Annotated in this window: 23 protein-coding genes; 22 read left to right on the top strand and 1 reads right to left on the bottom strand. The window is 60.4% G+C overall.

Translation table 11 applies throughout. From position 1 onward, the window contains the following. Positions 1 to 201 precede the first annotated feature (201 nt). The 17 genes from rem (at position 202) to folD (ending at position 15,586) form a co-directional block, all read left to right on the top strand. Complete coding sequence (gene rem / locus EFB14_RS30745) at positions 202 to 873, top strand: transcriptional activator Rem (protein ID WP_126830443.1); 672 nt, start codon at positions 202 to 204, stop codon at positions 871 to 873. Positions 874 to 1,000: 127 nt separating this feature from the next. Beyond that, on the top strand, positions 1,001 to 2,305 hold the full coding sequence (locus tag EFB14_RS30740; RefSeq protein WP_125842593.1) for a flagellar hook protein FlgE: 1,305 nt from the start codon (positions 1,001 to 1,003) through the stop codon (positions 2,303 to 2,305). Between the two features lie 19 nt (positions 2,306 to 2,324). Next, a complete protein-coding gene (gene flgK / locus EFB14_RS30735; protein ID WP_125842595.1) occupies positions 2,325 to 3,809 on the top strand; it encodes a flagellar hook-associated protein FlgK in 1,485 nt (494 codons plus the stop codon). 3 nt (positions 3,810 to 3,812) lie between these two features. After that, positions 3,813 to 4,859 carry a flagellar hook-associated family protein gene (locus EFB14_RS30730; RefSeq protein WP_126830441.1) on the top strand — a complete coding sequence of 349 codons (1,047 nt, stop codon included), beginning with the start codon at positions 3,813 to 3,815 and terminating at the stop codon, positions 4,857 to 4,859. Positions 4,860 to 4,895: 36 nt separating this feature from the next. After that, entirely contained in the window at positions 4,896 to 5,243 is a 348-nt protein-coding gene (gene flaF, locus EFB14_RS30725) for a flagellar biosynthesis regulator FlaF (protein WP_125842599.1), read from the top strand. Beyond that, positions 5,240 to 5,689, top strand: coding sequence for a flagellar biosynthesis repressor FlbT (flbT, locus tag EFB14_RS30720; RefSeq protein WP_012482697.1), 450 nt, complete (start codon positions 5,240 to 5,242; stop codon positions 5,687 to 5,689). The genes flaF and flbT overlap by 4 nt, the downstream gene beginning before the upstream one ends. Beyond that, positions 5,680 to 6,108, top strand: coding sequence for a flagellar hook assembly protein FlgD (flgD, locus tag EFB14_RS30715; protein ID WP_125842601.1), 429 nt, complete (start codon positions 5,680 to 5,682; stop codon positions 6,106 to 6,108). The genes flbT and flgD overlap by 10 nt, the downstream gene beginning before the upstream one ends. A 90-nt stretch (positions 6,109 to 6,198) precedes the next feature. Next, a complete protein-coding gene (gene fliQ / locus EFB14_RS30710) occupies positions 6,199 to 6,465 on the top strand; it encodes a flagellar biosynthesis protein FliQ (RefSeq protein WP_125842603.1) in 267 nt (88 codons plus the stop codon). A gap of 89 nt (positions 6,466 to 6,554) precedes the next feature. Continuing rightward, positions 6,555 to 8,642, top strand: coding sequence for a flagellar biosynthesis protein FlhA (gene flhA / locus EFB14_RS30705; RefSeq protein ID WP_125842605.1), 2,088 nt, complete (start codon positions 6,555 to 6,557; stop codon positions 8,640 to 8,642). Next, positions 8,639 to 9,391: a flagellar biosynthetic protein FliR gene (gene fliR, locus EFB14_RS30700; RefSeq protein WP_125842607.1), complete on the top strand. Its 753-nt coding sequence runs from the start codon at positions 8,639 to 8,641 to the stop codon at positions 9,389 to 9,391. The genes flhA and fliR overlap by 4 nt, the downstream gene beginning before the upstream one ends. Before the next feature lie 7 nt (positions 9,392 to 9,398). Further along, entirely contained in the window at positions 9,399 to 9,812 is a 414-nt protein-coding gene (locus EFB14_RS30695) for a hypothetical protein (RefSeq protein WP_126830439.1), read from the top strand. Between the two features lie 31 nt (positions 9,813 to 9,843). After that, positions 9,844 to 10,407, top strand: coding sequence for a rod-binding protein (locus EFB14_RS30690; protein ID WP_126830437.1), 564 nt, complete (start codon positions 9,844 to 9,846; stop codon positions 10,405 to 10,407). Between the two features lie 11 nt (positions 10,408 to 10,418). After that, complete coding sequence (locus tag EFB14_RS30685) at positions 10,419 to 10,784, top strand: hypothetical protein (RefSeq protein ID WP_097619885.1); 366 nt, start codon at positions 10,419 to 10,421, stop codon at positions 10,782 to 10,784. After that, positions 10,784 to 11,323 carry a hypothetical protein gene (locus tag EFB14_RS30680; protein WP_125842613.1) on the top strand — a complete coding sequence of 180 codons (540 nt, stop codon included), beginning with the start codon at positions 10,784 to 10,786 and terminating at the stop codon, positions 11,321 to 11,323. The genes EFB14_RS30685 and EFB14_RS30680 overlap by 1 nt, the downstream gene beginning before the upstream one ends. Before the next feature lie 384 nt (positions 11,324 to 11,707). Next, a complete protein-coding gene (locus EFB14_RS30670) occupies positions 11,708 to 12,550 on the top strand; it encodes a WecB/TagA/CpsF family glycosyltransferase (protein WP_125842615.1) in 843 nt (280 codons plus the stop codon). Between the two features lie 249 nt (positions 12,551 to 12,799). Next, positions 12,800 to 14,566, top strand: a complete 1,767-nt coding sequence (locus EFB14_RS30665) for a GumC domain-containing protein (protein ID WP_125842618.1) — start codon at positions 12,800 to 12,802, stop codon at positions 14,564 to 14,566. Between the two features lie 120 nt (positions 14,567 to 14,686). Next, positions 14,687 to 15,586 carry a bifunctional methylenetetrahydrofolate dehydrogenase/methenyltetrahydrofolate cyclohydrolase FolD gene (folD, locus tag EFB14_RS30660; RefSeq protein ID WP_126830435.1) on the top strand — a complete coding sequence of 300 codons (900 nt, stop codon included), beginning with the start codon at positions 14,687 to 14,689 and terminating at the stop codon, positions 15,584 to 15,586. Here the strand turns inward: folD and EFB14_RS30655 are convergent, their stop codons facing one another. Next, positions 15,587 to 16,615 carry a LacI family DNA-binding transcriptional regulator gene (locus EFB14_RS30655; RefSeq protein WP_125842622.1) on the bottom strand — a complete coding sequence of 343 codons (1,029 nt, stop codon included), beginning with the start codon at positions 16,613 to 16,615 and terminating at the stop codon, positions 15,587 to 15,589. Positions 16,616 to 17,005: 390 nt separating this feature from the next. Between EFB14_RS30655 and EFB14_RS30650 the strand changes: the two genes are divergently transcribed. The 5 genes from EFB14_RS30650 to EFB14_RS30630 all read left to right on the top strand — a co-directional run bounded on the left by EFB14_RS30650 (position 17,006) and on the right by EFB14_RS30630 (position 23,557). Further along, a complete protein-coding gene (locus EFB14_RS30650) occupies positions 17,006 to 18,367 on the top strand; it encodes an ABC transporter substrate-binding protein (protein ID WP_125842624.1) in 1,362 nt (453 codons plus the stop codon). A gap of 186 nt (positions 18,368 to 18,553) precedes the next feature. Beyond that, positions 18,554 to 19,567: a carbohydrate ABC transporter permease gene (locus tag EFB14_RS30645; RefSeq protein ID WP_126830433.1), complete on the top strand. Its 1,014-nt coding sequence runs from the start codon at positions 18,554 to 18,556 to the stop codon at positions 19,565 to 19,567. Position 19,568: 1 nt separating this feature from the next. Continuing rightward, positions 19,569 to 20,732, top strand: coding sequence for a carbohydrate ABC transporter permease (locus tag EFB14_RS30640; RefSeq protein WP_125842628.1), 1,164 nt, complete (start codon positions 19,569 to 19,571; stop codon positions 20,730 to 20,732). A gap of 34 nt (positions 20,733 to 20,766) precedes the next feature. Next, on the top strand, positions 20,767 to 22,419 hold the full coding sequence (gene bglA, locus EFB14_RS30635) for a beta-galactosidase BglA (protein ID WP_126830431.1): 1,653 nt from the start codon (positions 20,767 to 20,769) through the stop codon (positions 22,417 to 22,419). A 49-nt stretch (positions 22,420 to 22,468) separates the two neighbouring features. Then, complete coding sequence (locus EFB14_RS30630) at positions 22,469 to 23,557, top strand: ABC transporter ATP-binding protein (protein ID WP_125842632.1); 1,089 nt, start codon at positions 22,469 to 22,471, stop codon at positions 23,555 to 23,557. The last annotated feature ends 164 nt before the right edge of the window (positions 23,558 to 23,721 follow it).

Below are 23,721 nucleotides of genomic sequence, written 5' to 3'. Positions count from 1 at the left end.
AAGTCATAATTAAGAGACTGTTAACTTTTCCACGAAATTTTTGTGTGCATAATCAGGGGTGGATACTAGATGTAGATCAAATCGCCACCCGGATCTTAATCAATTATTAGTTTCTGCCATTAACTTTAACGAGTTGTCGCCGATTCGCGCGATTCGTACCCATAGATCATCGAAGTGCCACACTGATTCGGAGGCGGACGAATGATCGTAGTGGTTGATGAGCGTGAGCTCGTGAAAGTTGGATACACATCTCTGTTTGGCCGTGAGGGCATTCCCTCTACCGGCTTTGATCCTGCGGAATTCGGCGAGTGGGTACAGACCGCCGCGGATTCCGATATTGCGGCAGTCGAGGCTTTTCTGATCGGCCAGGGCCAGCGCAATCTGGAACTGCCCCGGGCGATCCGGGATCGGTCGATGGCGCCGGTGATTGCGGTCAGCGATCAGCCCTCGCTCGAAAACACCCTTGCGCTTTTCGATTGCGGTGTCGACGACGTGGTGCGCAAGCCGGTTCATCCTCGCGAAATCCTCGCAAGGGCGGCTGCGATCCGGCGCCGGCTGAAGGCGATTACTAACTACACCGATGTCGGCGCGATCCGCGTCTTCTCGGATGGTCGCGATCCCGAGATCAACGGCGAGGTCTTCGCGCTTCCCCGGCGAGAGCGCCGCATCCTCGAATATTTGATCGCCAATCGCGGCCGCCGGGTCACCAAGACCCAGATCTTCAACGCCATCTACGGCATCTTCGATGAAGAGGTCGAGGAAAACGTCGTCGAAAGCCACATCTCGAAGCTGCGCAAGAAGCTGCGCAAGAAACTCGGCGTCGATCCGGTCGATTCCAAACGCTTCCTTGGGTACTGCATTGATTGGGCTTGATTTTCTCAGCCGGGCGGAAGCGCTCGGCTGAACCTGGATATTCGGCCTCGCAGCTCGCCATGACAGACAGCTTCACGCAAGGCCCGCCAAATACTCTCGAGCATAACAGGTAGAACGAGGTTTTCAGATGAGCATTTTCGGCAGCATGAAGACGGCAGTATCGGGGATGAACGCACAGGCGAACCGCCTCAGCACCGTCGGCGACAACATTGCCAACGTGAACACCACCGGCTACAAGGCCGTGTCGACGAGCTTTTCGTCGCTGGTTCTGCCCTCCTCGGGCGGTAACTACAATTCCGGCGGCGTTCAGACCTCCGTCCGCCAGGCCGTCTCCGACCAGGGCGACATTTCCTACACCACATCGGGCACCGACCTTGCGATCTCGGGCGACGGCTTCTTCATCGTCCAGGGTCCTGACGGCACGCCGGTCCTGACCCGCGCCGGCGACTTCACCAAGGATGACCTAGGCAACCTCGTCAATTCCGCCGGTTTCCAGCTGATGGGCTATTCCTACAACTCCGGCGCGCCTGCTGTCGTCGTCAACGGCTTCGACGGTCTCGTTCCGGTCAACGTCAGCCAGGATGGCCTGACCGCCATCGCTTCGACATCCGGGTCCTTCAAAGGCAACCTAGATTCGAACGCTAAAGTGGCTCCGGTCGCTCCGGCGACGTTGCCGAGCGCCAACCTGGCCACCACGACGACCGATACCAAGAAGGTCTCGATGGTTGCCTACGACCGCCTCGGCAACAAGGTGATGTACGACTTCTACTTTACGAAAACCGCCGTCGCGGCAGCGCCGCCGCCGGCGCCTCCCGCCACTGCGGCTACCTGGGAAGTGGCGATGTTCCGCAACGCCAATGCAGCGACGGGCGGCACCACCTCGTTCCCCTATAGCGCTGGTGGCGCGGTCGGCACGGGATCGCTCACCTTCGACGCCAACGGTAAGATGACTTCGACAGGCGCCATCAACATCACTGATGGGGTGACTGGCCAGACGATCGCCATGGACTTCTCTGGCTTCACGCAGCTCGGCGCCGCCTTCTCGGGTACCGGCACGCCGAACGGCCAGGCGGCGACCCCGGTCCAGGATGTCACGATCAATGGCGATGGCATCGTCTATGCCAAGTATGAAGACGGCAGCACCAAGCCGCTCTACCGTATTCCACTCGCCAACGTCGCAAGCCCTGACAAGCTGACGCTGATGAGCGGCAATGTCTACAGCGCCAACGGTCAGTCGGGCGTCACTGTCACCGGCTTCCCGCAGACCAACGGCCTCGGCACGATCAAATCGGGCGCTCTCGAAGGTTCGAACGTCGATCTTGCCGGCGAGCTGACCGAGATGATCGAAGCGCAACGCAGCTATACCGCCAATTCCAAGGTGTTCCAGACGGGTTCCGACATCATGGACGTTCTCGTCAATCTCAAGAGATAAGTAGGGTAACGGGTAAGCCATGTCGCTCACATCCGCACTTAATACCGCGCAGGGAATATTCAACAATACCGGCACTCAGAGCAGTGTTGTATCGAACAATATTTCCAATGCCGGCAACAAAGATTATGTGCGCCGGCAGGCGATGCTCACCACGTCCCTGAATGGCGCGCAGGTCGTCAAGATAGACCGGGCGCAGGAAGATGCCCTGCTGCGCCAATATCTGAAGTCGTCCTCGCAGGACAGCGCCCAACAGACGCTGCTGAGCGGTCTCGGGGATCTGAAGTCGATCATGGGCGGCAACGACTATGAAACGGCGCCGTCCACCTATCTCGGTGTTTTCCAGCAAAAACTGCAGGCTTTCAGAACCTCGCCGGGCAGCACGGTCGCGGCTCAGGGCGCCATCACCGCCGCCCAGGATGTCGCCAACTCCCTGAACAACGCATCGAATTCTGTTCAGGACGTTCGCGCTAGCGCCGACAAGCAGATCGCCACGGCGGTCGATAGCCTGAATACGCTCCTCAGCCAGTTCGAAAATGCCAACAATGCGGTGAAGACCGCCACGGCTTCGGGCGCGGACGCGTCGAGCGCTCTCGATGAGCGTGAGAAGGCCCTCAAGCAGATTTCGCAGATCGTCGGCGTCAACACGACGACACGCGCCAACAACGACATGGTGCTGAGCACATCTGACGGGACGATCCTCTTCGAGACGGTCCCGCGCAAGGTGACGTTCAAGTCTCAAGACGTTTACAATGCCACCATTACCGGCAATTCGGTCTATGTCGACGGCGTGGCGCTTCCGCGCGGCAGCGGATCGACGACGACAGGGCAGGGGAGCCTTCAATCGCTCCTCCAGGTCCGCGACGAGATCGCCCCCAATTTCCAGAAGCAGCTCGACGAAATCGCCCGCGGCCTGGTCTCGCTCTTCAAGGAGCAGAACACGGCAGCCGGTCCGGCCTATGTGCCCGGCCTCTTCACCTGGAGCGGCGGCACTGTCAATACCGGTGCCACCGCCGTTGCCGGTATGGCGGCGACCATCACCGTCAGCAGCAGCGTGATCACCTCGCAGGGCGGTGACCCGATGCGCTTGCGTGACGGCGGCGTCAACGCCACCGGCGTCGTCAACAATCCCACCCACCTTAGCGGGTATACGACGGACCTCGATCGTCTCTATACTGCATTGGGTTCCGACATCGACTTCGATCCGGCGGCGCCGGTGGTTGGCTTCGACGCCTCGACGGGCATCGACTCCAACGTCAGCATCATGGAATACGCCACCAATTCCTTGGGTTGGCTCGAGCAGTACCGCAGCAACGCCACGACGGCGGCGGAGAATACCTCGGCGGCGCTGTCGCGTTCCGACGAGGCTTATTCCAACGAGACGGGCGTCAACCTTGACGAGGAACTGACCCTGCTTCTCGACATCGAGCAGTCCTACAAGGCGGCGACCAAGATCCTGAACGCCGTCGACGAGATGTTAAAGTCATTGCTGGATATTGCGAGTTAAGCCATGAAGAGCTCATTTATTTCAAGTTCGGCCATCCAGAATGCAATGCGGTTGACGATCCGTCAGGCGCAGAACCAGATGACGAAGGCCTCGACGGAAGCGACGACGGGGGTCTACGCGGATATCGGTGTCTCCCTTGGCGGCAACGCTGCCAGGAGCGTGGACTTCAATCGCGAGGTCGACAGGATAGACTCGATCAAATCAAGCAATTCGCTCGTCAACGCGCGCATGGAGTCCTCGCAGCTCGGGCTTTCCAAAATGAAGGACGTCGGCGACGGCCTCGTTTCGAAGCTGACGGCGCTTCAGGGCAGCAAGGATCCCGGCAGCATCACCGTCGCCATCCAGTCGGCGACCAGCGCCCTGTCCACCATGATGGATACGGCCAACACCATGGTGAACGGCGAATATCTCTTCTCCGGCATCAATACGGATGTGCAGCCGCTGACCGACAAGACGGCCGCGACAAGCGCGGACATCGTGACGAAGCTGAATGCCTATGCGGCAGGCCTGACGAAGCCGGTCAACCAGTTGACCGGCGCCGAAATGGACACCTTCATCACCACGCAGGTCGAGCCAATGTTCAACCAGACTGCCTGGACCGACCCGACGACCGGTTGGTCGCAGGCGTCGAACCAGAACATGACGAGCCGCATCAGCAACTCGGAAGTGATCGAATCCTCGACCAACGCCAATTCCGAAGGCATGCGCTATTTCGCTCTCGCCTCAGTCATGACCTCGGCGCTGCTCGGGCAGAATCTCAGCGCCGACGCGATGAGCAAGGTCTCCAGCAAGGCGATCAGCTACACGACGAAGGCGACCACCGGCCTGGTAACACAGGCAAGCCAGCTCGGCCTTTCGCAGGAGCGCGTCAAGAAATCCAACGACGCTCTCGATGCTCAGTCCAACATCATCAAGAACAAGCTCGTCGATCTCCAGGGCGTCGACCCTTATGAAGCTTCGACCCTCGTCAAGACTTTGGAAACGCAGCTTGAAACCGCTTACACGATCGTTTCGAAGATCCAGCAGTTGAGTCTCGTAAACTACCTTTGATGAGCAAAGGCGCGCAATATAAAGAAGGATGCATGAATGTATCAGTTCTCGTATGCCGAAGTCATGCAGGACTCGGTGGCCGACGCGAAAGAGCGGGAATGGCAGGTCCTTGACCGGTCCATAGACCTGCTGTCGTTGGCGCGCGACAAGGAAAAATACGGCCGGGAAGCCATTGAAGCCCTGTTTTATACGCGCCGGGTATGGATCAGCTTCATCGAGGATCTGAAAAATCCCGACAACCAGCTGGAGATTGAGCTTAGGGCCAACCTCATCTCGATCGCAATCTGGATCTTGAAGGAATGCGACAGGATCAGAAAACGTCTGTCTAACAACTACCAGGGCATCATCGACGTTACCACCATCATCAGGGATGGACTTAAATGAAAAGTACACTTCGCATTTCTCTGAAAGCCGGAGAAAGAATCTTCATCAACGGCGCCGTCCTGCGCGTCGATCGCAAGGTCGCGCTGGAATTCCTGAATGATGTGACGTTCCTTCTCGAAAACCACGTGCTCCAGCCGGAAGGCGCCACGACGCCGCTTCGACAGCTCTATTTCATCGCGCAGATGATCCTCATCAACCCCGAGGGCAAGGATCATTCGACGGCGATGTTCCGCAAGTCGATCACCATGCTGCTCACCTGCTTCAAGAATGAAGAGATCCTCGCTGAACTGAAGCGCATCGATGCGCTCGTTTCGACCGGCCGCGCCTTTGACGCGCTCAAGGCCATTCGCGGCCTCTACGCGATCGAAGACAATATCCTCAACAACCACGAACTGCCGCCGACGATGGTCGAGCAGATTCGCAGGGAGATCGCACCATGGCGGTAGATGCAACGTCGAAGGTGACCACGTCGACCTCGACGGATTCGACAAGCTCGTCCCAGAAAAAGGCGACGCTGAACTACGACAACTTCCTTAAGCTGCTCATCGCGCAGATGAAGAACCAGGATCCGACCTCTCCGATGGATGCCAGCCAGCAGGTGGCGCAGCTTGCGACCTTCTCGCAGGTCGAGCAGACGATTCAGACCAACACCAAGTTGGACACGCTTCTGGCAAACTCGAGCCTCACCCAGGCCAGCAGCTACGTCGGGAAGTACATGGAAAGCGCCGACGGCACCGTCAAAGGCGTTATCGATTCCGTCAAGGTTTATTCCGACGGCATTATTGCGACGACCGCGAATGGCGATAAGATACTCGTGCAGACGGGAATCACCGTCGCCGACAAGGCTCCGAGCGGCAGCTCCTGATGCGAACGGCGCGGCGCGCCGGTTTGATTTCAACCAATTGCGGCCCGGCTGTAGCGGGGCTGCTTCAAGGCGATATGAGGTTGCCTTCGGATGAATGAAGCTGATGCATTGGATCTGTTCCAGGCCGCGATCTGGACCGTCCTGGTCGCCACCGGTCCCGCCGTCGTCGCCGCGATGGTGGTCGGCCTCGTTATTGCCCTGATCCAGGCACTGACCCAGGTGCAGGAAGCAACGCTGACCTTCGTGCCGAAGATCGTCGCGGTGCTGATCACGGTCGGTGTCACCGCCCCCTTTGTAGGCTCGCAGATCTCGATTTTTACAAATCTGGTCTTCTCGCGCATCCAGTCAGGCTTCTGAGCCACCTTCGCGCAAGCTTCGCCATTTAACCCTCGATCCGAATTGGGCGGATTCATGTCCGCCTCCTCTCATGAAGAGACGGAATCGTTATGGCGCAACCACCTGCACTACCCCTTCCTAAAGTCGCCCCGAGTCTGCGCGATGTCGGTTTTGCTCTCGGCATCATCGTCATCATCTGCATTCTCTTCCTGCCGATCCCGCCGTTTCTTATCGATATGGGACTGGCCTTTTCGATCGCCCTTTCGGTGCTGATCCTGATGGTCGCGCTGTGGATCCAGAAGCCGCTCGATTTCTCGTCCTTTCCGACCATTCTGCTGATCGCGACGATGACCCGCCTGGCGCTGAACATCGCGACGACGCGCGTCATCCTGTCCCACGGCAATGAAGGCCACGATGCGGCGGGCGGCGTCATCGCCGGCTTCGCAAGTCTTGTCATGTCCGGCGATTTCGTCATCGGTCTGATCGTCTTCCTGATCCTCATCACTATCAACTTCATTGTCATCACCAAGGGCGCCACGCGTATCGCCGAAGTCGGCGCACGCTTCACCCTGGATGCCATCCCCGGTAAGCAGATGTCGATCGACGCCGATCTTTCGGCCGGCATCATCGACGAGAAGGAAGCCCAGCGCCGGCGCAAGGAACTCGAAGAGGAAAGCTCCTTCTTCGGTGCGATGGACGGTGCGTCGAAGTTCGTCCGCGGCGATGCCGTGGCCGGCCTCATCATCACCTGCATCAACATTTTCGGCGGCATCATCATCGGCTATTTCCGCCACGGCATGCCGATCGGCGAAGCGGCCGACGTCTTCGTCAAGCTCTCCGTCGGCGATGGCCTTGTCTCGCAGATGCCGGCCCTCATCGTCTCGCTCGCCGCCGGCCTTCTCGTCTCGCGCGGCGGCACGCTCGGCTCCACCGACCAGGCCGTTGTCAACCAGTTGAGCGGCTATCCCCGCGCGCTCTCCGTCTCGGCCGTGCTGATGTTCGTTCTCGGCTTGATGCCGGGTCTGCCATTTGTCCCCTTCGTGTTCCTCGGCGGTCTTCTCGCCTTCGGCGCCTGGTTCATCCCGCGTCAGGTCGAAGCTGAAAACAAGCTTCGCCGCGAACAGGAGGAAAAGAAGGTCGTCCAGAGCAAGGAGCTGGAGAAGGACTCGGTCAAATCGGTGCTCCGCACCTCGGAGATCGAGCTTGCGCTCGGCAAGATGGTTTCGACGCGCCTGCTCGGCGCCCATCAGGAACTCGCCTTCCGCGTCGGCAAGATGCGCAAGAAATTCGCCACGCAATACGGTTTCGTCGTGCCCGAAATCAAGGTGACAGACGACATCGCCATCGCCGAGAAGTCCTACCAGATCCGCATCCACGGCACGACGGTCGCCTCCAACCTGCTGCGCGTCGGCGAAGTCCTCGTTGTCACCGGCGCCGGCCGTCGGCCGAGCATTCCAGGAGATGAAATACGCGAACCCGCTTTCGGCATGCCTGCCGTCTCGATCCTCGAAAACTTCGCCGACGATCTGAAGCGCGAAGGCTTCCAACCGATCGACAACGTTTCCGTTGTGCTTACCCATATGAGCGAGGTCATCCGCAACAACCTGCCGCAGCTTCTGTCCTACAAAGACGTCAAGGTGCTGATCGATCGCCTCGACCCCGAATACAAGAAGCTCGCCGACGAGATCTGCTCGTCGCACATGTCCTATTCCGGCCTGCAGGCGGTGCTGAAGCTCTTGCTTGCCGAGCGCGTCTCGATCCGCAACCTGCACCTCATTCTCGAAGCAGTGGCCGAACTCGCTCCGCATGTCAGGAAGACCGAGCAGATCGTCGAACACGTTCGCATCCGCATGGCCCAGCAGCTGTGCGGGGATCTCGCCGACAACGGCGTGCTGCGCGTGCTGAGACTCGGCAGCAAGTGGGATCTTGCCTTCCATCAGGCGCTGAAGCGCGACGCCAAGGGCGAGGTGATCGAATTCGACATCGATCCCCGCAGCCTGGAGGAGTTCAGCGAGCAGGCGACCAAAGTTATCCGTGAGTTCATGGATCGCGGCCTGCCATTCGCCCTTGTCACGTCGCCGGAAACACGTTCCTATGTGCGCATGATCATCGAACGGCTGTTCGCCACGCTGCCGGTCCTGTCGCATGTCGAACTGGCCAAGGGCATCGAGATAAAGATTTTGGGCTCCATTTCATGATAACAGACCCGCAAGGGACCGTTCTCGCGCTGTTTCTGGTTTTCTGCCGGATCGGCGGCTGTGTGCTGGCTCTTCCGGGTTTTTCCTCGGCGCGCGTGCCCGAACAGCTGCGCGTCTTCATCGCCGCCGCTCTCTCGATCGCCGTCATGCCGCTGCTCTGGGATACCGTCTACCCGGCCGTCCATACGGGCGCCGGAACTTATATCGGCCTGATCTTCAGCGAATCACTGATCGGCGTGATGTACGGGATGCTGGCGAGAATCTATACGCTCGGCATGCAGTTCGCCGCTTCGATCTTGGCCACGATGGTCGGCTACACCCAGCCGGGCTCAGCCGACATCATCGAAGACACGCCGGAGACCAGCCTTTCGAGCTTTGTCACCTTCGCCGGCATCATGATTCTCTTCATCATGGATTTTCATCACATCGTCTTTCGCGCGCTGATCGATTCCTACACCACCATGCCCTTCGGTGGCCTCGTGCATATGCGCTCGACACTGATCTCCTTCACCGACACGCTGGAACAGACCACCTACATCATGCTGCGGCTGTCGAGCCCCTTCCTGATTTACGGCCTGATCTTCAACGTCTCGATCGGCTTCATCAACAAGCTGGCGCCGCAGATCCCGGTCTACTTCATTTCCACGCCTTATCTGCTGCTCGGCGGGCTTTTCCTGATCTATTTCTCGATAGCGGCGATGGTCAGCCAGTTCGCTCAATCCTTCGATTCGATCTATATCGGGCGATGAGGCAGATATGATCGAGAAGAACCGCTCTCAGAAACTCAAGCGTATCCTTTCGGTGCAGCGGCATATCGAAAGGATGGCCGAGAACGATCTGGCCGAAACCAGCCGCCAGCGCGCCGAAGTCAATGTGGCGATGGACGACGTCATCCTCGCGCTCGGCTCGATGGATCCCGTCCATCATGCCTTCTCGCAGAATTACGCCGATCGATTCGGCAGACTCACCATCAAGGACCAGCAGCTGACCGGCATGCAGCAGGTTCACGAGATGTGGCTGATGCGCGAGCGCGCCAAGGCTGATCGCCTGGAAGAAGGCATGAAAGACGCCCTGGAGGCCGAGCGTCGCGAGGCCGACGACAATGCCGTCTACGATGTGATCGATCAACAATTCGCAACGCCAGCCTCCAGCAAGCTTCAAAAACCATAGTCGCTACGATCTTAATTTAGAGGATTGTAACGTGGCTATTTCGCCCCCCAGTGATCTGGTCCTGGACGTTGTCAAAGCTGCCGACCCCACAGAGGTTCAGGCGGCCCAGGAAAAATTGAAGGCAAATCGTGCGGCCTTTGCCGCAACGAGCCTCGCCGAGAATGGCAAGGGCTTCTCCAATACGGTCGATGTTCTCGACCAAATCGGCCAGAAGAGCGGCCTCTCCAACATCCAGAACCGCACCAAGACCGAGGACGTTCCGGAAAGCTACCGGAAGTTCGAGGCCATGGTTCTGCAGAATTTCGTCAAGTCCATGCTGCCAAGCGAAAGCGACGACGTCTACGGCAAGGGCGCGACCGGTGATATCTGGAAGGGCATGATGGCCGAGCAGCTCGGCAACGTCATGTCCAAGGGTGACGGCATCGGCATCGCCAAGCAGATGTACAGTGAGCAGCTGCGCCGGCAGGAAGGCAAGATTGTCAACGCTTCGACTGATGATCGCGACCGTAACACGGCGCTCAGCATGATCGACGACTTCCAGCGCAAGACCTTTGGCACGCCGACCGCCGAAGCCAAGTCCGCAAGCGACGCATAACCGAGGGTACAATGGAAATAGTTTCGAACGAATACAGGATCAAATCCGTTCTCGGACGCCTCGAAATGATCATCGACAATGAGAACACCCGGATCGGCAGCGATCCGCAGTTCGATCTGAAGGTGTCCAACGCGCACAAGAGCCGCTGCCTCTACGAGCTGTCGATGCTGTTTCGCGACACCGATCCGGCCGAGCTTGCCGCTGCTCATCTCGATCAGCTGCATGGCTTGAAGAAGAAGCTGGTTCTCAATGCCCGCCGCGTCGAGGCGCATCTCGAAGCGGTTCGCGCCGTGGCCGACCTCCTGAAGAATGCGGTTCAGGACGCCGATGCCGACGGCACTTATTCCCAGGAACAATTCGCCTCGCGTGGAAACTGATGATCAAGCTCGTCCTCACCGGTATCTGGGTATGTGCCATCACCTTGGCGTCGGTCTATTTTTCGGTGTACCTGGCGACCGCGCCGGCGCCTGCGGCAACGGACTCCAAGCAGGGCGCGCTCGAACTGGTGAAGGGTGAAACGATCACGGTGCCGATTATCGGCGACGGTGCGGTCACCGGTTATTTCCTCGGCCGCGTTTCCTTCATGATGAACAAGGACATGCTGAAAGGTGTGACGCTGCCGCTCGCCGAGATGACGACGGACGAACTCTTCAGCCTGCTCGTCGGCAACAAGATGGTCGATATCGCCCACGTCAAAGCCTTCGACCCGAAGGCTTTCCGCGAGGAGGTCAAGAAGGGCATGAACGAGCGCCTCGGCGGTGAATACGTCGCCGAAGTGATGCTGGAGCAGCTCGACTATCTCTCCAAGGAAGACGTCAAGGAAAACTCCTCCGGCAAGCCGACGAAGGTGGGCACGCCGGTCAAGATCGTCGAGACCGTACCGGCCGGCGAAGCGCCGGTGCCAGCCGCCCATTAAGGCATGTCGCGCAAAAGTGCGTAGCAATTTTGCGATCACGACATACGAGCAATCAAAAACCTGAAGCGTGGCAAGCGACTCTGAAAGATCGCGACGCTTTCGGCGAGTTAGGATGACAAACGGCGCCAGAGGGCGCCGTTTGTCATGGGCGCGTGTGGTTAATAAACCACTTATACGAGCATTGAAATTCAAATTATTTTCCTAAGGGTTGTTTGAAACCCGCCTGATATAACCGGCCTCACAGCTGGGCATGTGCCGCATCCGGGGATCGGAGCGGCGCCGTCCCGGCGCGACGCGACCGGTCCTTTCGAGACCTCCGGTGCGGAAATATGGGCTCGTTTTCCGGGATGTCGGGGCATGAAGCACCCACGGCAGGAGGTTGGAATGAATCTGATTGCTAACTTCGCGGTGCTCGCATCGCGGCGGACGATTTTCGATCTGCCGGTCTGCGACCTCGGCTGGGACGACGCCCTCGTTTTTATCAACGAGTTGGCCTCCATCCCGGTCGGCCAAACCGTGGTTTGCTTCGTCAACGCCCACAATATGCTGACGGCGCTGCGCGACGATGAATATTACCGGATCATGTCGCACAATCTGGTGCTGCCTGACGGTATCGGCCTCAACATCGCATCGCAGATCGCCCATGGCGGGCCGTTTCCCGCCAACCTGAACGGCACCGATTTCGTGCCGGCCTTCCTCACCTTCATGGAGGCTCCGCGCCGCATCGGCCTTATCGGCGGCACGCGTTCGGTCGTCGAAGCGGCTGCGGAAAGTTTTCGCAAGCACACGCCCTGGCACGAATTCGTCGTCGTATCCGACGGTTACTTCGACAAGGTCAACTCCGCCCCCGTCGTCGAAGAGATAGAGCGCCAGAAGCTTGATATCCTGATTGTCGGCATGGGAACGCCGCTTCAGGAGAAATGGGTCCACGACAACATCCGCGCCGACCATGCGCGCCTGGTGCTGACGGTAGGCGCGCTCTTCGACTTCGTCTCGGGCGCCGTTCCCCGCGCCCCGAAGACGGTGCGGATGATGCGCATGGAATGGGCCTATCGTCTGATGCAGGAGCCGACGCGCCTCTGGCGCCGTTACATCATCGGTATCCCGGTCTTCCTCTATCATGTCCTGCGCTATCGCTTCCGCCGGCGCGAAAGGATGCTCAGCCATCCCGAAGAGCACACCGCCGCGCTGCAGCCGCCGCGGGCGGATCGTAAGAAGGCAAGCTGATCCCGACGTATGTTGCGCAAAAGCGTGCAGCGTTTGCGACCGGTCGAAAAATCGGGATCTATTTTCGGAACGCGCCATGTGACGATTGAAGTGCCACAGCGTCCGCTGCGCCTGAAAAGACGCGCGGCGTAGCAGTTTCTTGCCGGCCGCGGTTAACCATTTCTTTGCCATGAATATTTAAAGTCGCTTAATCATCTGCGTCGTGCGGATGAGCGAACCCGGCCATCATGTGCATGAGATGTGGCGCAAATGTACGATATCAGGGCCAGAAGCAGCTTTCACCATCGCGCAGCCGCGGCGCCGCGCACCCTTGGCGATTCCGATCGATTGCCCCGATCGAACCGGCCTGATGTCGCGCTGCCCGAGGCCGAACTGCTGCGCGCCATCGGCCGCGCGCTGGAAGAGCAACGCGAAAAGGCAGCGCGCACGGCGCCGCTGGTCGACCGTATCGAAACCATCCTCGGCAATCGCCTGCTCGCTGCCAACGATATCGGTTCTCGTCTTTCGCCGGAGCCCCTGCGGAATGAAGAGCTGATCGCACCAGCCGCTGAACCGGCGATCGAACCGCTGGCCGCAATTCATCAAGAACCCGCCCCGCGCGGGCCCGCAGCGTCGCAGCGCAGCGCGCGCGGGATCGGTCTTGTGGCAATGGTCTCCGTGGCGACGATCGTCGGCGCCGGCTTACCGATTTTGATGCCGGCTTCGCCGGCTCTCTACCGCGCGGAGACGACGCTCGCGATAAAGACGGATGCTGCAAGCCGTGCGGCCTTCACCCAGGTTGCGGCGAAGGGATTGCTGTCGGCGCGGGTGGTCGCTTCGACGGTCGCCGCCCTGAAGCTCGATCGCGATGCCGAATTTGCCGGTGCCGGCGCCAATGCGCTTGGCGTCGCGCTTGACCTGCTTTCGGCGACAGGTGCTGCCGCCGATCCCGCTTCCCATGCTGAGGCGACGCTGAAGCACGCGGTGGAGATATTGCCCGATGCAGCCGCCGGCACGATCCTCGTGAGGGTGACAACCGGCGAGAGCGGCAAGTCCATGCGTATCGCCGCAAGGCTGGCCGAAGCGGTTGCCGCAGGGGATGGGCCTGGCGGGAGCGCTGAAACCGGCGGCGCCTTGCGCAAGACCTACGACGACGCCAAGGCCGAGCTTGCCGCCTTCACGGCAAAAAGCGGCGAGGGCAACGTCAAGGTGGCGATCGATCTACGCCGCCAGATCGACGGGCTCGATGCCGATCTCAAAGAGGCTGACCAGAACATCCTCACTGCCAAGACGCAGGCGGACCGGCTGAAGGCCGCAAAACTCGCCGATGTGCTCGACGGTTCGCTGCCCTCCGATATGCTGTCGCCGGCGCTGCAGGACTGGCGCGACAAATATGCCGTCGCCAAGACGGCGCTTGCGCAACTTTCCGCCGAACTCGGCCCGCGCCATCCGCGCCTGCTGCAGCAGCAGGCCGAAGCCGACGGCCTGAAGGAGAATATGGGCAAGGAGCTTGTCCGTCTTGCCCAGGCCGCCAATACCGCCGCCAAGACCTCCGTCGATGCACGCAAGGGCCTCAATGATCGTCGTAACACGCTGATCGCCCAGAGCCGGGATACCGGCGTCGATTTGTCACGACTGACTGAGCTGCGTGAAAAGGCGAATGCCGCCCGCTCGCGCCTGGAAGACGCGACGTCCGCATCAGCGGGAACAGCCACTGACGGTCGCATCGTTCTTCTGAAGCCCGCGCTGGCGACCGGGGTAACGGAAACGGATGGCTTGACCGGCCGCTCGCTGGCCGGCGCAGCGGTGGGCCTTGCGATAGGCCTTGCCGGGGCTTTCCTGCTGCGGCTGCGCAGGCCTGTCGCCGCTCCGGTACGAGGAGAGGTGCCGCTATCGCGGCCGCAGGCGCCGTTGCCATCGATGCCTGCGCAGGATCCCGCGCCGGTCGATGAGATGGAGGTGTTGCGCTCCGAAATCTCCGGTCTGCGTGACCGGCTGCGTGTCCATGCGCTCGAAGCGCGGCAGCCGCTGCGCTGACCGAACATTTCCTTGCAAGTTTGCTATTGCGTTGCCGCTTTCGGACAAGATAGGGCGTTGGTGAGCAATTGACGCTCGCCGACTATTCATAGATTGACGCGAAACAGGGCGGAGAGACGCGTGACGACAGTAATCGATGGCAAGAACGTAGCCGCATCCGTAATCGAGACAGTGAAGGCTGCGACGGCCGCGCTGGAGAAAAGCAGCGGCGTCACCACTGGTCTTGCGGTCATCATCGTCGGCGATGATCCGGCAAGCCACGCCTATGTCGGCTCCAAGAGCCGTATGGCCAAGGAATGCGGCTTCAAGTCGGTCCAGCACACGCTGCCGGCCGAGACGAAGCAGGAGGAACTGGCTGCCCTCGTCGCCAGCCTCAACGCCGATCCGTCGATCCACGGCATCCTGGTGCAGCTGCCGTTGCCGAAGCCGCTCGACAGCGAGCCGATCATCCAGTCGATCCTGCCGGAGAAGGATGTCGACGGCTTGAGCGTCGTCAATGCCGGCAAGCTTGCCACCGGCGATCTGAAGACCGGGCTGGTGTCCTGCACGCCGGCCGGCGCCATGGTCTTCGTCCGCCGCACCCACGGCGAGGATCTCTCCGGCCTCAGTGCCGTCGTCATCGGCCGCTCCAACCTGTTCGGCAAGCCGATGGCGCAGCTGCTGCTCAATGCCAATGCGACGGTGACGATCGCTCACTCCAGGACCAAGAACCTCGCCGAGGTCTGCCGCAATGCCGATATTCTGGTGGCTGCCGTCGGCCGGCCGGAGATGGTGAAAGCCGATTGGGTCAAGCCGGGTGCGACGGTCATTGATGTCGGCATCAACCGTGTGGCGGCACCCGAGCGGGGCGAGGGCAAGACCCGGCTCGTCGGCGACGTCGCCTTCGCCGAGGTCGCTGAGGTCGCCAGCACCATCACCCCGGTTCCCGGCGGTGTCGGACCGATGACCATCGCCATGCTGATGGCCAACACCGTCATCGCCGCTCACCGCACCGCAGGGCAGGTGCCGCCGAAGTTTTGATTATCGCTGCTGCGGGGCAGGGCCGGTCGAGGCCCTGACGATCAGCTCGGTCTTCCAGAGCTCCTGGTCGGGGAAGGGCCCGGCCTGTTTCACCGTTCCGATCAGCCGCTGGGCGATGCGCACACCTGCCGCCCGCAAGGAAGAGCGCGTCGTCGTCAACGGCACGGAGAAGTTTTCCGGCTTCAGCAGGGGCAGCACGTCGTCGTGGGCAATCAGAGAAATATCCTCTCCGAGCCGCAATCCCGCCTGGTTGACGGCGCGGATTGCGCCGAGCGCCAGCACGGTGCTGGAGCAGAGGATCGCCGTCGGCCGGTCCGGCAGCTGCAGGAAGCGTTCCATCGCCAGCAGGCCTTGCTCATCGGTCATCAGCGCGTGGCTCGCGCAGTCCTCGTCGAGCGCCAGTCCACGTTCGGCAAGGGCTGACATGACGCCGTTCCTCCTGCGGATAGCGAAATCGAGATGCATTGGCCCATTCATCAGCGCAAAGCGCTTATGGCCGAGCTGCAGCAGCAGCCGCGTCGCATCGTAGAAGGCCCCCTCATTGTCGATGTCGAGAAAGGGATAGTCCGGCTCCGACCCGAAGGAGCGGCCATGCACGACATAGGGCATGGAAAGCGATTTCAGCATGGCGAGCCGGGGGTCGTGGCCACGCATATAGGCGACGAACAGCGCGTCGACATTGCCGCTGACGGCGAGGCGCCGGAGCGCGGCCACTTCGTCGTCGGGATCGGCCGGCATGATGACGAAGTGGAAGTCGTGGCGCACGGCCTCCTCGCCGAGCCCGGCCAGAAATTCGCCGAAATGCACGTCGGACTGGTGGCCGGGCGCTGTCGGCATGACGAGGCCGATCGAGCCTGCCTTGCCGGTCGCAAGCCGCTGCGCAGCCTTGTTCGGCCGGTACCCGGTCTCCTTGACGGCCTGGAGCACACGCTCGCGGGTCGCCTCATTGACCTCGGGATAGCCGTTGAGCGCCCGGCTCACCGTCGTCTGCGACAGTCCCAGCAATTCCGATAGCTGTTTGAGATTCACCTGCTATGCTTCCTCCCGGCTCGCCTGAGCTTGGGGGCCAGCTGCCTCCCAGTGCCCAAAGCGCTTTCAATTATGTATCATTTGGTGCGCTTGACTCAAGAAAAATCGCTCCATATTCCCCAATAGGCGCTGCTCAGCGGTGCTGGCGCATCGATCTGAAAATCGAATTCGATTTTCGGAAGCCCCGGTGCGTAGATTCAAGGAGTTAGAGCGTTCTTTGTGCGTCCGGGAGGATGCGGGGCGCTCTGAGCTGCATGTTTATATCGAGTTTTCATGAAATGACTTGACTCCATTCCACCGAAAGTGGAATGAGTGAAGCTGTCAAAGCGCTTTGAAATTCCGTTTGAAGGAATTCGGCGTGGGTTGGGATTGTGATGGGAGGTTGATCACATGAAAAAGTCATTTTTGATGGGCGTTGCCGTGGCGGCGCTTTTTGCAGGTGCTGCGTCCGCCGCCGATCTGAAATTTGCGCCGGGACAGGATGCCAAATTCAACTGGAAGAGCTATGACGAATTCAAGGCTGCCCATGCCGATCTGAAGGGTCAGCCGCTGGCGATCTTCGGGCCGTGGCGCGGCGAGGACGAGGCCTTCTTCCTGAGTGTTCTCGCCTATTTCACCGAAGCGACCGGCGTCGACGCCAAATATTCCTCTTCCGAAAACTACGAACAGCAGATCGTCATCGACACGCAGGCCGGCTCGCCGCCGAATATCGCCGTTCTGCCGCAGCCTGGCCTCCTTGCCGACCTCGCCAGCAAGGGTTTCCTGACGCCGCTCGGCGATGAAAACTCCAAGTGGCTCAAGGACAATTACGGCGCCGGCGACAGCTGGGTCGGTTACGGCACCTACAAGGGCAAGGACGGCAAGGACGCCTTCTACGCTTTCCCCTTCAAGGCCGACGTGAAGTCGCTCGTCTGGTACGTTCCGGAGAATTTCGAGGAAGCCGGCTACAAGATCCCGACGACCATGGAAGAGCTGCATGCCCTGACCGACCAGATCGTTAAGGATGGTGGCGTTCCCTGGTGCATCGGCCTCGGTTCGGGCGGCGCCACCGGCTGGCCGGCGACGGACTGGGTCGAAGACATCATGCTGCGGACCCAGCCGCCGGAAGCCTATGACAAGTGGACGACCAACGAGCTGAAGTTCACCGACCCGGCCGTCGTTGCCGCGATCGACGAATTCGGCAAGTTCGCCAAGAACGAGAAATACGTCAATGGCGGTGTCGCGGCTGTGGCATCGACCGACTTCCGCGACAGCCCGAAGGGGCTCTTCTCGGTTCCGCCGAAGTGCTACATGCACCATCAGGCCTCGTTCATCCCGTCCTTCTTCCCTGAAGGCACGAAGCTCGGTCAGGATGCCGACTTCTTCTACATGCCGACCTATGCTTCGCATCCCGAACTCGGCAAGCCGGTGCTCGGCGCCGGTACGCTCGTCTCGATCACCAAGGACTCGAAGGCGGCTCGTGCCTTCATCGACTTCCTGAAGACGCCGATCGCGCATGAAGTCTGGATGGCGCAGTCGAGCTTCCTGACGCCTTATAAGGGCGTCAACGTCGATGCCTATGCCAACCCGCAGATGAAGAAGGAAGGCGAAATCCTGACTTCGGCCACGACCTTCCGCTTCGACGGCTCCGACCTGATGCCGGGCAAGATCGGCGCCGGCGCCTTCTGGACGGGCATGGTCGATTTCGTCGGCGGCAAGTCTGCACAAGATGCTGCTGGCGAGATCCAGAGCGCCTGGGATGGCATCAAGTAATCCTTCAAATTATGCCGCCGGCTTGCCGGCGGCATGGCTTGCATGACTGGCCGGGCTCGCAAACAGCCCGGCCATCGCAGGATATATTGTGGTCGGGCAATACAAAGAGATTGACGATGACCGGCGTTGACCCGTCAGAATAAGAACCGGTCGGAATAAGATCAGGGGAAGCAGGGGAGGGACGAAATGCTGTTGCAGATTGTGTCCGCTTTGGGCGTCGTGGTCGGGGCCGTTATCGCGTGCTCGGCCTATTTCTATTTTTCGAACAAGATTCTGGATCTCGCTCTCCCGGTGAAGGATGGCGACATTCGTGCCGCATCGCGCAATCTCAACCGTCGTGCGCTCGTCCGGCCCTGGCTGTTTGTCGGTCCGGCGCTCTTTCTTCTCGTCGTCTACCTCGTCTATCCCGTTATCGCGACCGTCGTCCTTTCCTTCTACGACCGGTCGGGCCTGCAGTTCGTCGGCCTCGCCAATTATCAATGGGCGCTCGGCGACCGCGAATTCCGCCAGTCGATCTTCAACAACATCCTTTGGCTCGCCGTCGTTCCGGCCGCCTGCACCTTCTTCGGCCTCGTCATCGCCGTGATGACCGACCGCATCTGGTGGGGCAATATCGCCAAGAGCATCGTCTTCATGCCGATGGCGATCTCCTTCGTCGGCGCATCGGTCATCTGGAAATTCATCTATGAATATCGCGGCGGCAACGACGTCCAGATCGGCCTGCTGAACGCCATCGTCCAGCTTTTCGGCGGTACGCCCGAGGTGTGGATCTCCGTTCCCTTCTGGAACAACTTCTTCCTGATGATCATCCTGATCTGGATCCAGACCGGTTTTGCCATGGTCATCCTGTCGGCTGCACTTCGCGGCATTCCCGAGGAGACGATCGAAGCCGCCGTCATCGACGGCGCCAATGGCTGGCAGATCTTCTGGCGCATCATGGTGCCGCAGGTCTGGGGCACCATCGCCGTCGTCTGGACGACGATCACCATTCTCGTCCTCAAGGTCTTCGATATCGTGCTGACCATGACAAACGGCCAGTGGCAGACGATGGTGCTGGCGAACCTGATGTTCAACTGGTTGTTCCGCGGCGGCGGCGATTCCGGCCGAAGCGCCGTTATCGCCATCATCATCATGCTCGCCGTCACGCCGATCATGGTGTGGAACGTGCGCCGCGCCAATCGCGAACTGAAGGGGCATTGAGATGACTGCTGTCGGAAGCTACTTCAAGATCGGCCCCGCCCGTCTCTTCGTTCACGCCGCCGTCCTGCTGATCGTCATCCTCTGGCTGATCCCGACGCTCGGCATCTTCGTCAGCGCGCTGCGCGACAAGGACCAGATCGTCGTGTCCGGCTGGTGGACAGCCTTCGTCGGTTCGACGCAGACCGTCGCCGTCCGCCTCGGCACTTCAGATCAGCAGCAACAGGAAGGCGTCACCTACGTCATTTCAGGCAATGTGCTGGAAGGCCAGACCGGCCGCTCTGTGAAGGCCTTCGGCAACCGCGTGCAGCAGCCGGCGGCCTTCAAGGCCGGCGAGACTGCCGATCTCGGCGACGGGGAAACGCTGCAGATCAACAGCGACGGCAGCTACCGCTACATGAAAAACGCGGCCTTCTCGCCCGACGAACGCCCGAAGCGCATCTATGCATCCGTCTCCGCGCCGCCTCAATTCACGATGCAGAACTACAACACGGTTCTAACAGGCGAGGGCATCGGCCAGTCCTTCATCAACTCGCTGACGGTGACGATCCCGGCGACGATCATCCCGATCCTGATCGCCGCTTTCGCCGCCTACGCCTTGAGCTGGATGGAATTCCCCGGCCGTGCGCTGATGATCGCGCTTGTCGTCGGCCTCATCGTCGTGCCATTGCAGATGTCGCTGATCCCGCTGCTGCGCCTTTACAACGAGATCGGCAACCTGCTGGGTCAACCGTCAAAGACCTATCCCGGCATCTGGCTGGCCCATACCGCCTTCGGCATGCCGCTCGCCATCTACCTCTTGCGGGCCTACATTGCCGGCCTGCCGAAGGAGATCATCGAATCCGCCCGCGTCGACGGCGCGAGCGATTTCGAGATCTTCGTCCGCATCGTTTTGCCTCTGTCCTTTCCAGCACTCGCCTCCTTCGCCATCTTCCAGTTCCTGTGGGTGTGGAACGACCTGCTCGTCGCCATGGTCTTCCTCGGCACCGACAAGGATCACCTCGTGCTGACCGGCAGCCTGAACGCGCTGCTCGGTTCGCGCGGCGGCAACTGGGAGATTTTGACGGCGTCGGCCTTCGTCACTATCGTCGTGCCGCTGCTCGTCTTCTTCGGCCTTCAGCGTTATCTGGTGCGCGGTCTGCTGGCGGGCTCGGTCAAGGGAGGCTGACCATTTTCGAACGTGACTTCAGACAGGATATTCCATGAACGTGGCTTCCCCATCGATCTCGACAGTTGACAAGGACTGGTGGCGTGGCGCGGTGATCTACCAGATCTATCCGCGCTCCTACCAGGACTCGAACGGCGACGGCATCGGCGACCTCAAGGGCATCACCGCCCGCCTGCCGCATGTGGCAAGCCTCGGCGCCGATGCGATCTGGATCTCGCCCTTCTTCACCTCGCCGATGCGCGATTTCGGTTATGACGTCTCCGACTATGAGAATGTCGATTCCATCTTCGGTACGCTGGTGGATTTCGACACGCTGATCGCCGAAGCCCATCGCCTCGGCATCCGTGTGATGATCGACCTCGTCATCTCCCACAGCTCGGACCAGCATCCCTGGTTCGTCCAGAGCCGTTCCAGCAAGACCAACGCCAAGGCCGACTGGTATGTCTGGGCCGATGCCAAGCCGGACGGCACGCCGCCGAACAACTGGCTGTCGATCTTCGGCGGCTCGGCATGGGCGTGGGATCCGACGCGTATGCAATATTACCTGCACAATTTCCTGACCTCGCAGCCGGATATGAACCTGCATAACCCGGAAGTGCAGGACCGTCTGCTGGATGTCGTGCGCTTCTGGCTCAATCGCGGGGTCGACGGCTTCCGCCTCGATACCATCAACTTCTATTTCCACGACCCGCTGCTGCGCGACAATCCGGCGCTCGCGCCCGAACGGCGCAACGCTTCGACGGCGCCGGCGGTCAATCCCTATAATTTCCAGGAACATCTCTACGACAAGAACCGCCCCGAAAACCTCGCCTTCCTGAAGCGCTTCCGCGCCGTTCTCGAGGAATTCCCGGCAATCGCCGCCGTCGGTGAGGTTGGCGACAGCCAGCGCGGTCTTGAAATCGTCGGCGAATACACCTCCGGCAACGACAAGATGCACATGTGTTATGCCTTCGAGTTCCTGGCGCCCGATCCGCTGTCGCCGGAGCGCGTCGAGGAAGTCATGCAGGATTTTGAAGCCGCAGCACCCGATGGCTGGGCCTGCTGGGCCTTCTCCAACCACGATGTGGTACGCCATGTCAGCCGCTGGGGTGGGCTGGTCGCCGATCACGACGCCTTCGCCAAGCTCTATGCTTCGCTGCTGATGACGCTGCGCGGCTCCGTCTGCCTCTATCAGGGCGAGGAACTGGGCCTCACCGAGGCTGATCTCGCCTATCAGGATCTGCAGGACCCTTACGGCATCCAGTTCTGGCCGGAATTCAAGGGCCGCGACGGCTGCCGCACGCCGATGGTCTGGGACAGCCAGGTCGCCCAGGGCGGCTTCTCCAGCGTCAAGCCGTGGCTGCCGGTGCCGGTCGAGCATATCCTGCGCGCCGTCAGCGTCCAGCAGGGTGACGAGACTTCGGTGCTGGAGCACTATCGTCGCTTCATCGCCTTCCGCAAGCTGCATCCGGCTTTTGCCAAGGGCGAGATCGAATTCGAGGAGCAGCAGGGCGATACCCTGGTCTTCACCCGCGAATACGGCAATGAGAAGCTGCTCTGCATCTTCAACATGAGCCCGGTCGAAGCCGGCGTCACGCTGCCTGCAGGAGAATGGCAGGCATTGACGGGCCATGGCTTTACCAGCAACAACTATGGCGACAAGATCGATATTCCGGCCTGGGGGGCGTATTTCGCCCGTCTTGCCTAAGGAACGCAGGCCTAGGGAATACAGGCCCAGGGAACACAGGGAGAGAGAAATGACTGGACTGACGCTGAAGGATATCCGCAAATCCTACGGTTCCGTGGACGTTCTCCATGGGATAGACCTCGATATCAAGCAAGGTGAATTCATCGTCTTCGTCGGTCCGTCCGGCTGCGGCAAGTCCACACTTCTGCGTATGATCGCCGGTCTTGAGGCGATCACCGGCGGCGAGATGTATATCGACGGCCATCTCGTCAACGACGTGCCGCCCTCCAAGCGCGGCATCGCCATGGTCTTCCAGTCCTACGCCCTCTACCCGCACATGACCGTGTTCGACAATATGGCTTTCGGCATGAAGATCGCCGGCGAAAGCAAGCAGGAAATCGATCGCCGCGTCCGGGCGGCGGCCGAGAGCCTGCAGTTGACCAAATATCTCGACCGTCTGCCGAAGGCGCTTTCCGGCGGCCAGCGCCAGCGCGTGGCGATCGGCCGCGCCATCTGCCGCGATCCGAAGGTCTTCCTGTTCGACGAGCCGCTGTCCAACCTCGATGCCGCGCTGCGCGTCGCGACCCGCATCGAGATTGCCCGCCTGAACGAGCAGATGGCCGATACGACGATGATCTACGTGACCCACGACCAGGTCGAGGCGATGACGCTCGCCGACCGCATCGTCGTTCTCTCCGCCGGCAACATCGAGCAGGTCGGCGCGCCGCTGGAGCTCTACGAACGCCCCGCCAACCTCTTCGTCGCGAAATTCATCGGCTCGCCGGCCATGAACATCATCCCCGCGACGATCGTCGGAACCGGGAGCGAGACGACGGTGACGCTGACCGGCGGCATGTCGGTGACGCTCGATGTGGCGACCAACGCGTCCGAGAAGGGCAAGCAGGCGAGCTTCGGCGTTCGTCCTGAAGATCTCAGGATCGCCGATGGCGCCGACTATGTTTTCGAGGGCGAAGTCTCCATCGTCGAAGCGCTCGGCGAAGTGACGCTGCTCTATATCGAGGGTCTAGTTCCCGGTGAGCCCATCGTCGTCAAGCTGCCCGGCATCTATGATGTGAAGAAGGGCCAGAGGATGCGATTTGCCGCCGACAGGCAGAAGCTGCATCTCTTTGATGCAAGCGGCCACACCTATCGGAAATGAGGCAGCCATTTTTGGGGTAATAATACCAGAAATTGTGCGGGACGGGCCGAATTCTCACTTTCTGTTAAAGATCGGCTGCTACCTTTTCCCAGTCAATTTATGAGGGGGATAAGCAAGTGGCCGCTTCCAATCCGTCACAGCCAAAATCTCATTTCCTGAGCAAG

It is taken from the genome of Rhizobium fabae, from assembly GCF_003985135.1.
GTDB classification, from domain to species: Bacteria; Pseudomonadota; Alphaproteobacteria; order Rhizobiales; family Rhizobiaceae; genus Rhizobium; species Rhizobium pisi.
The sequence above is the reverse complement of the archived record's forward strand: the minus strand, read 5'-3'. Positions and strand labels throughout refer to the sequence as shown.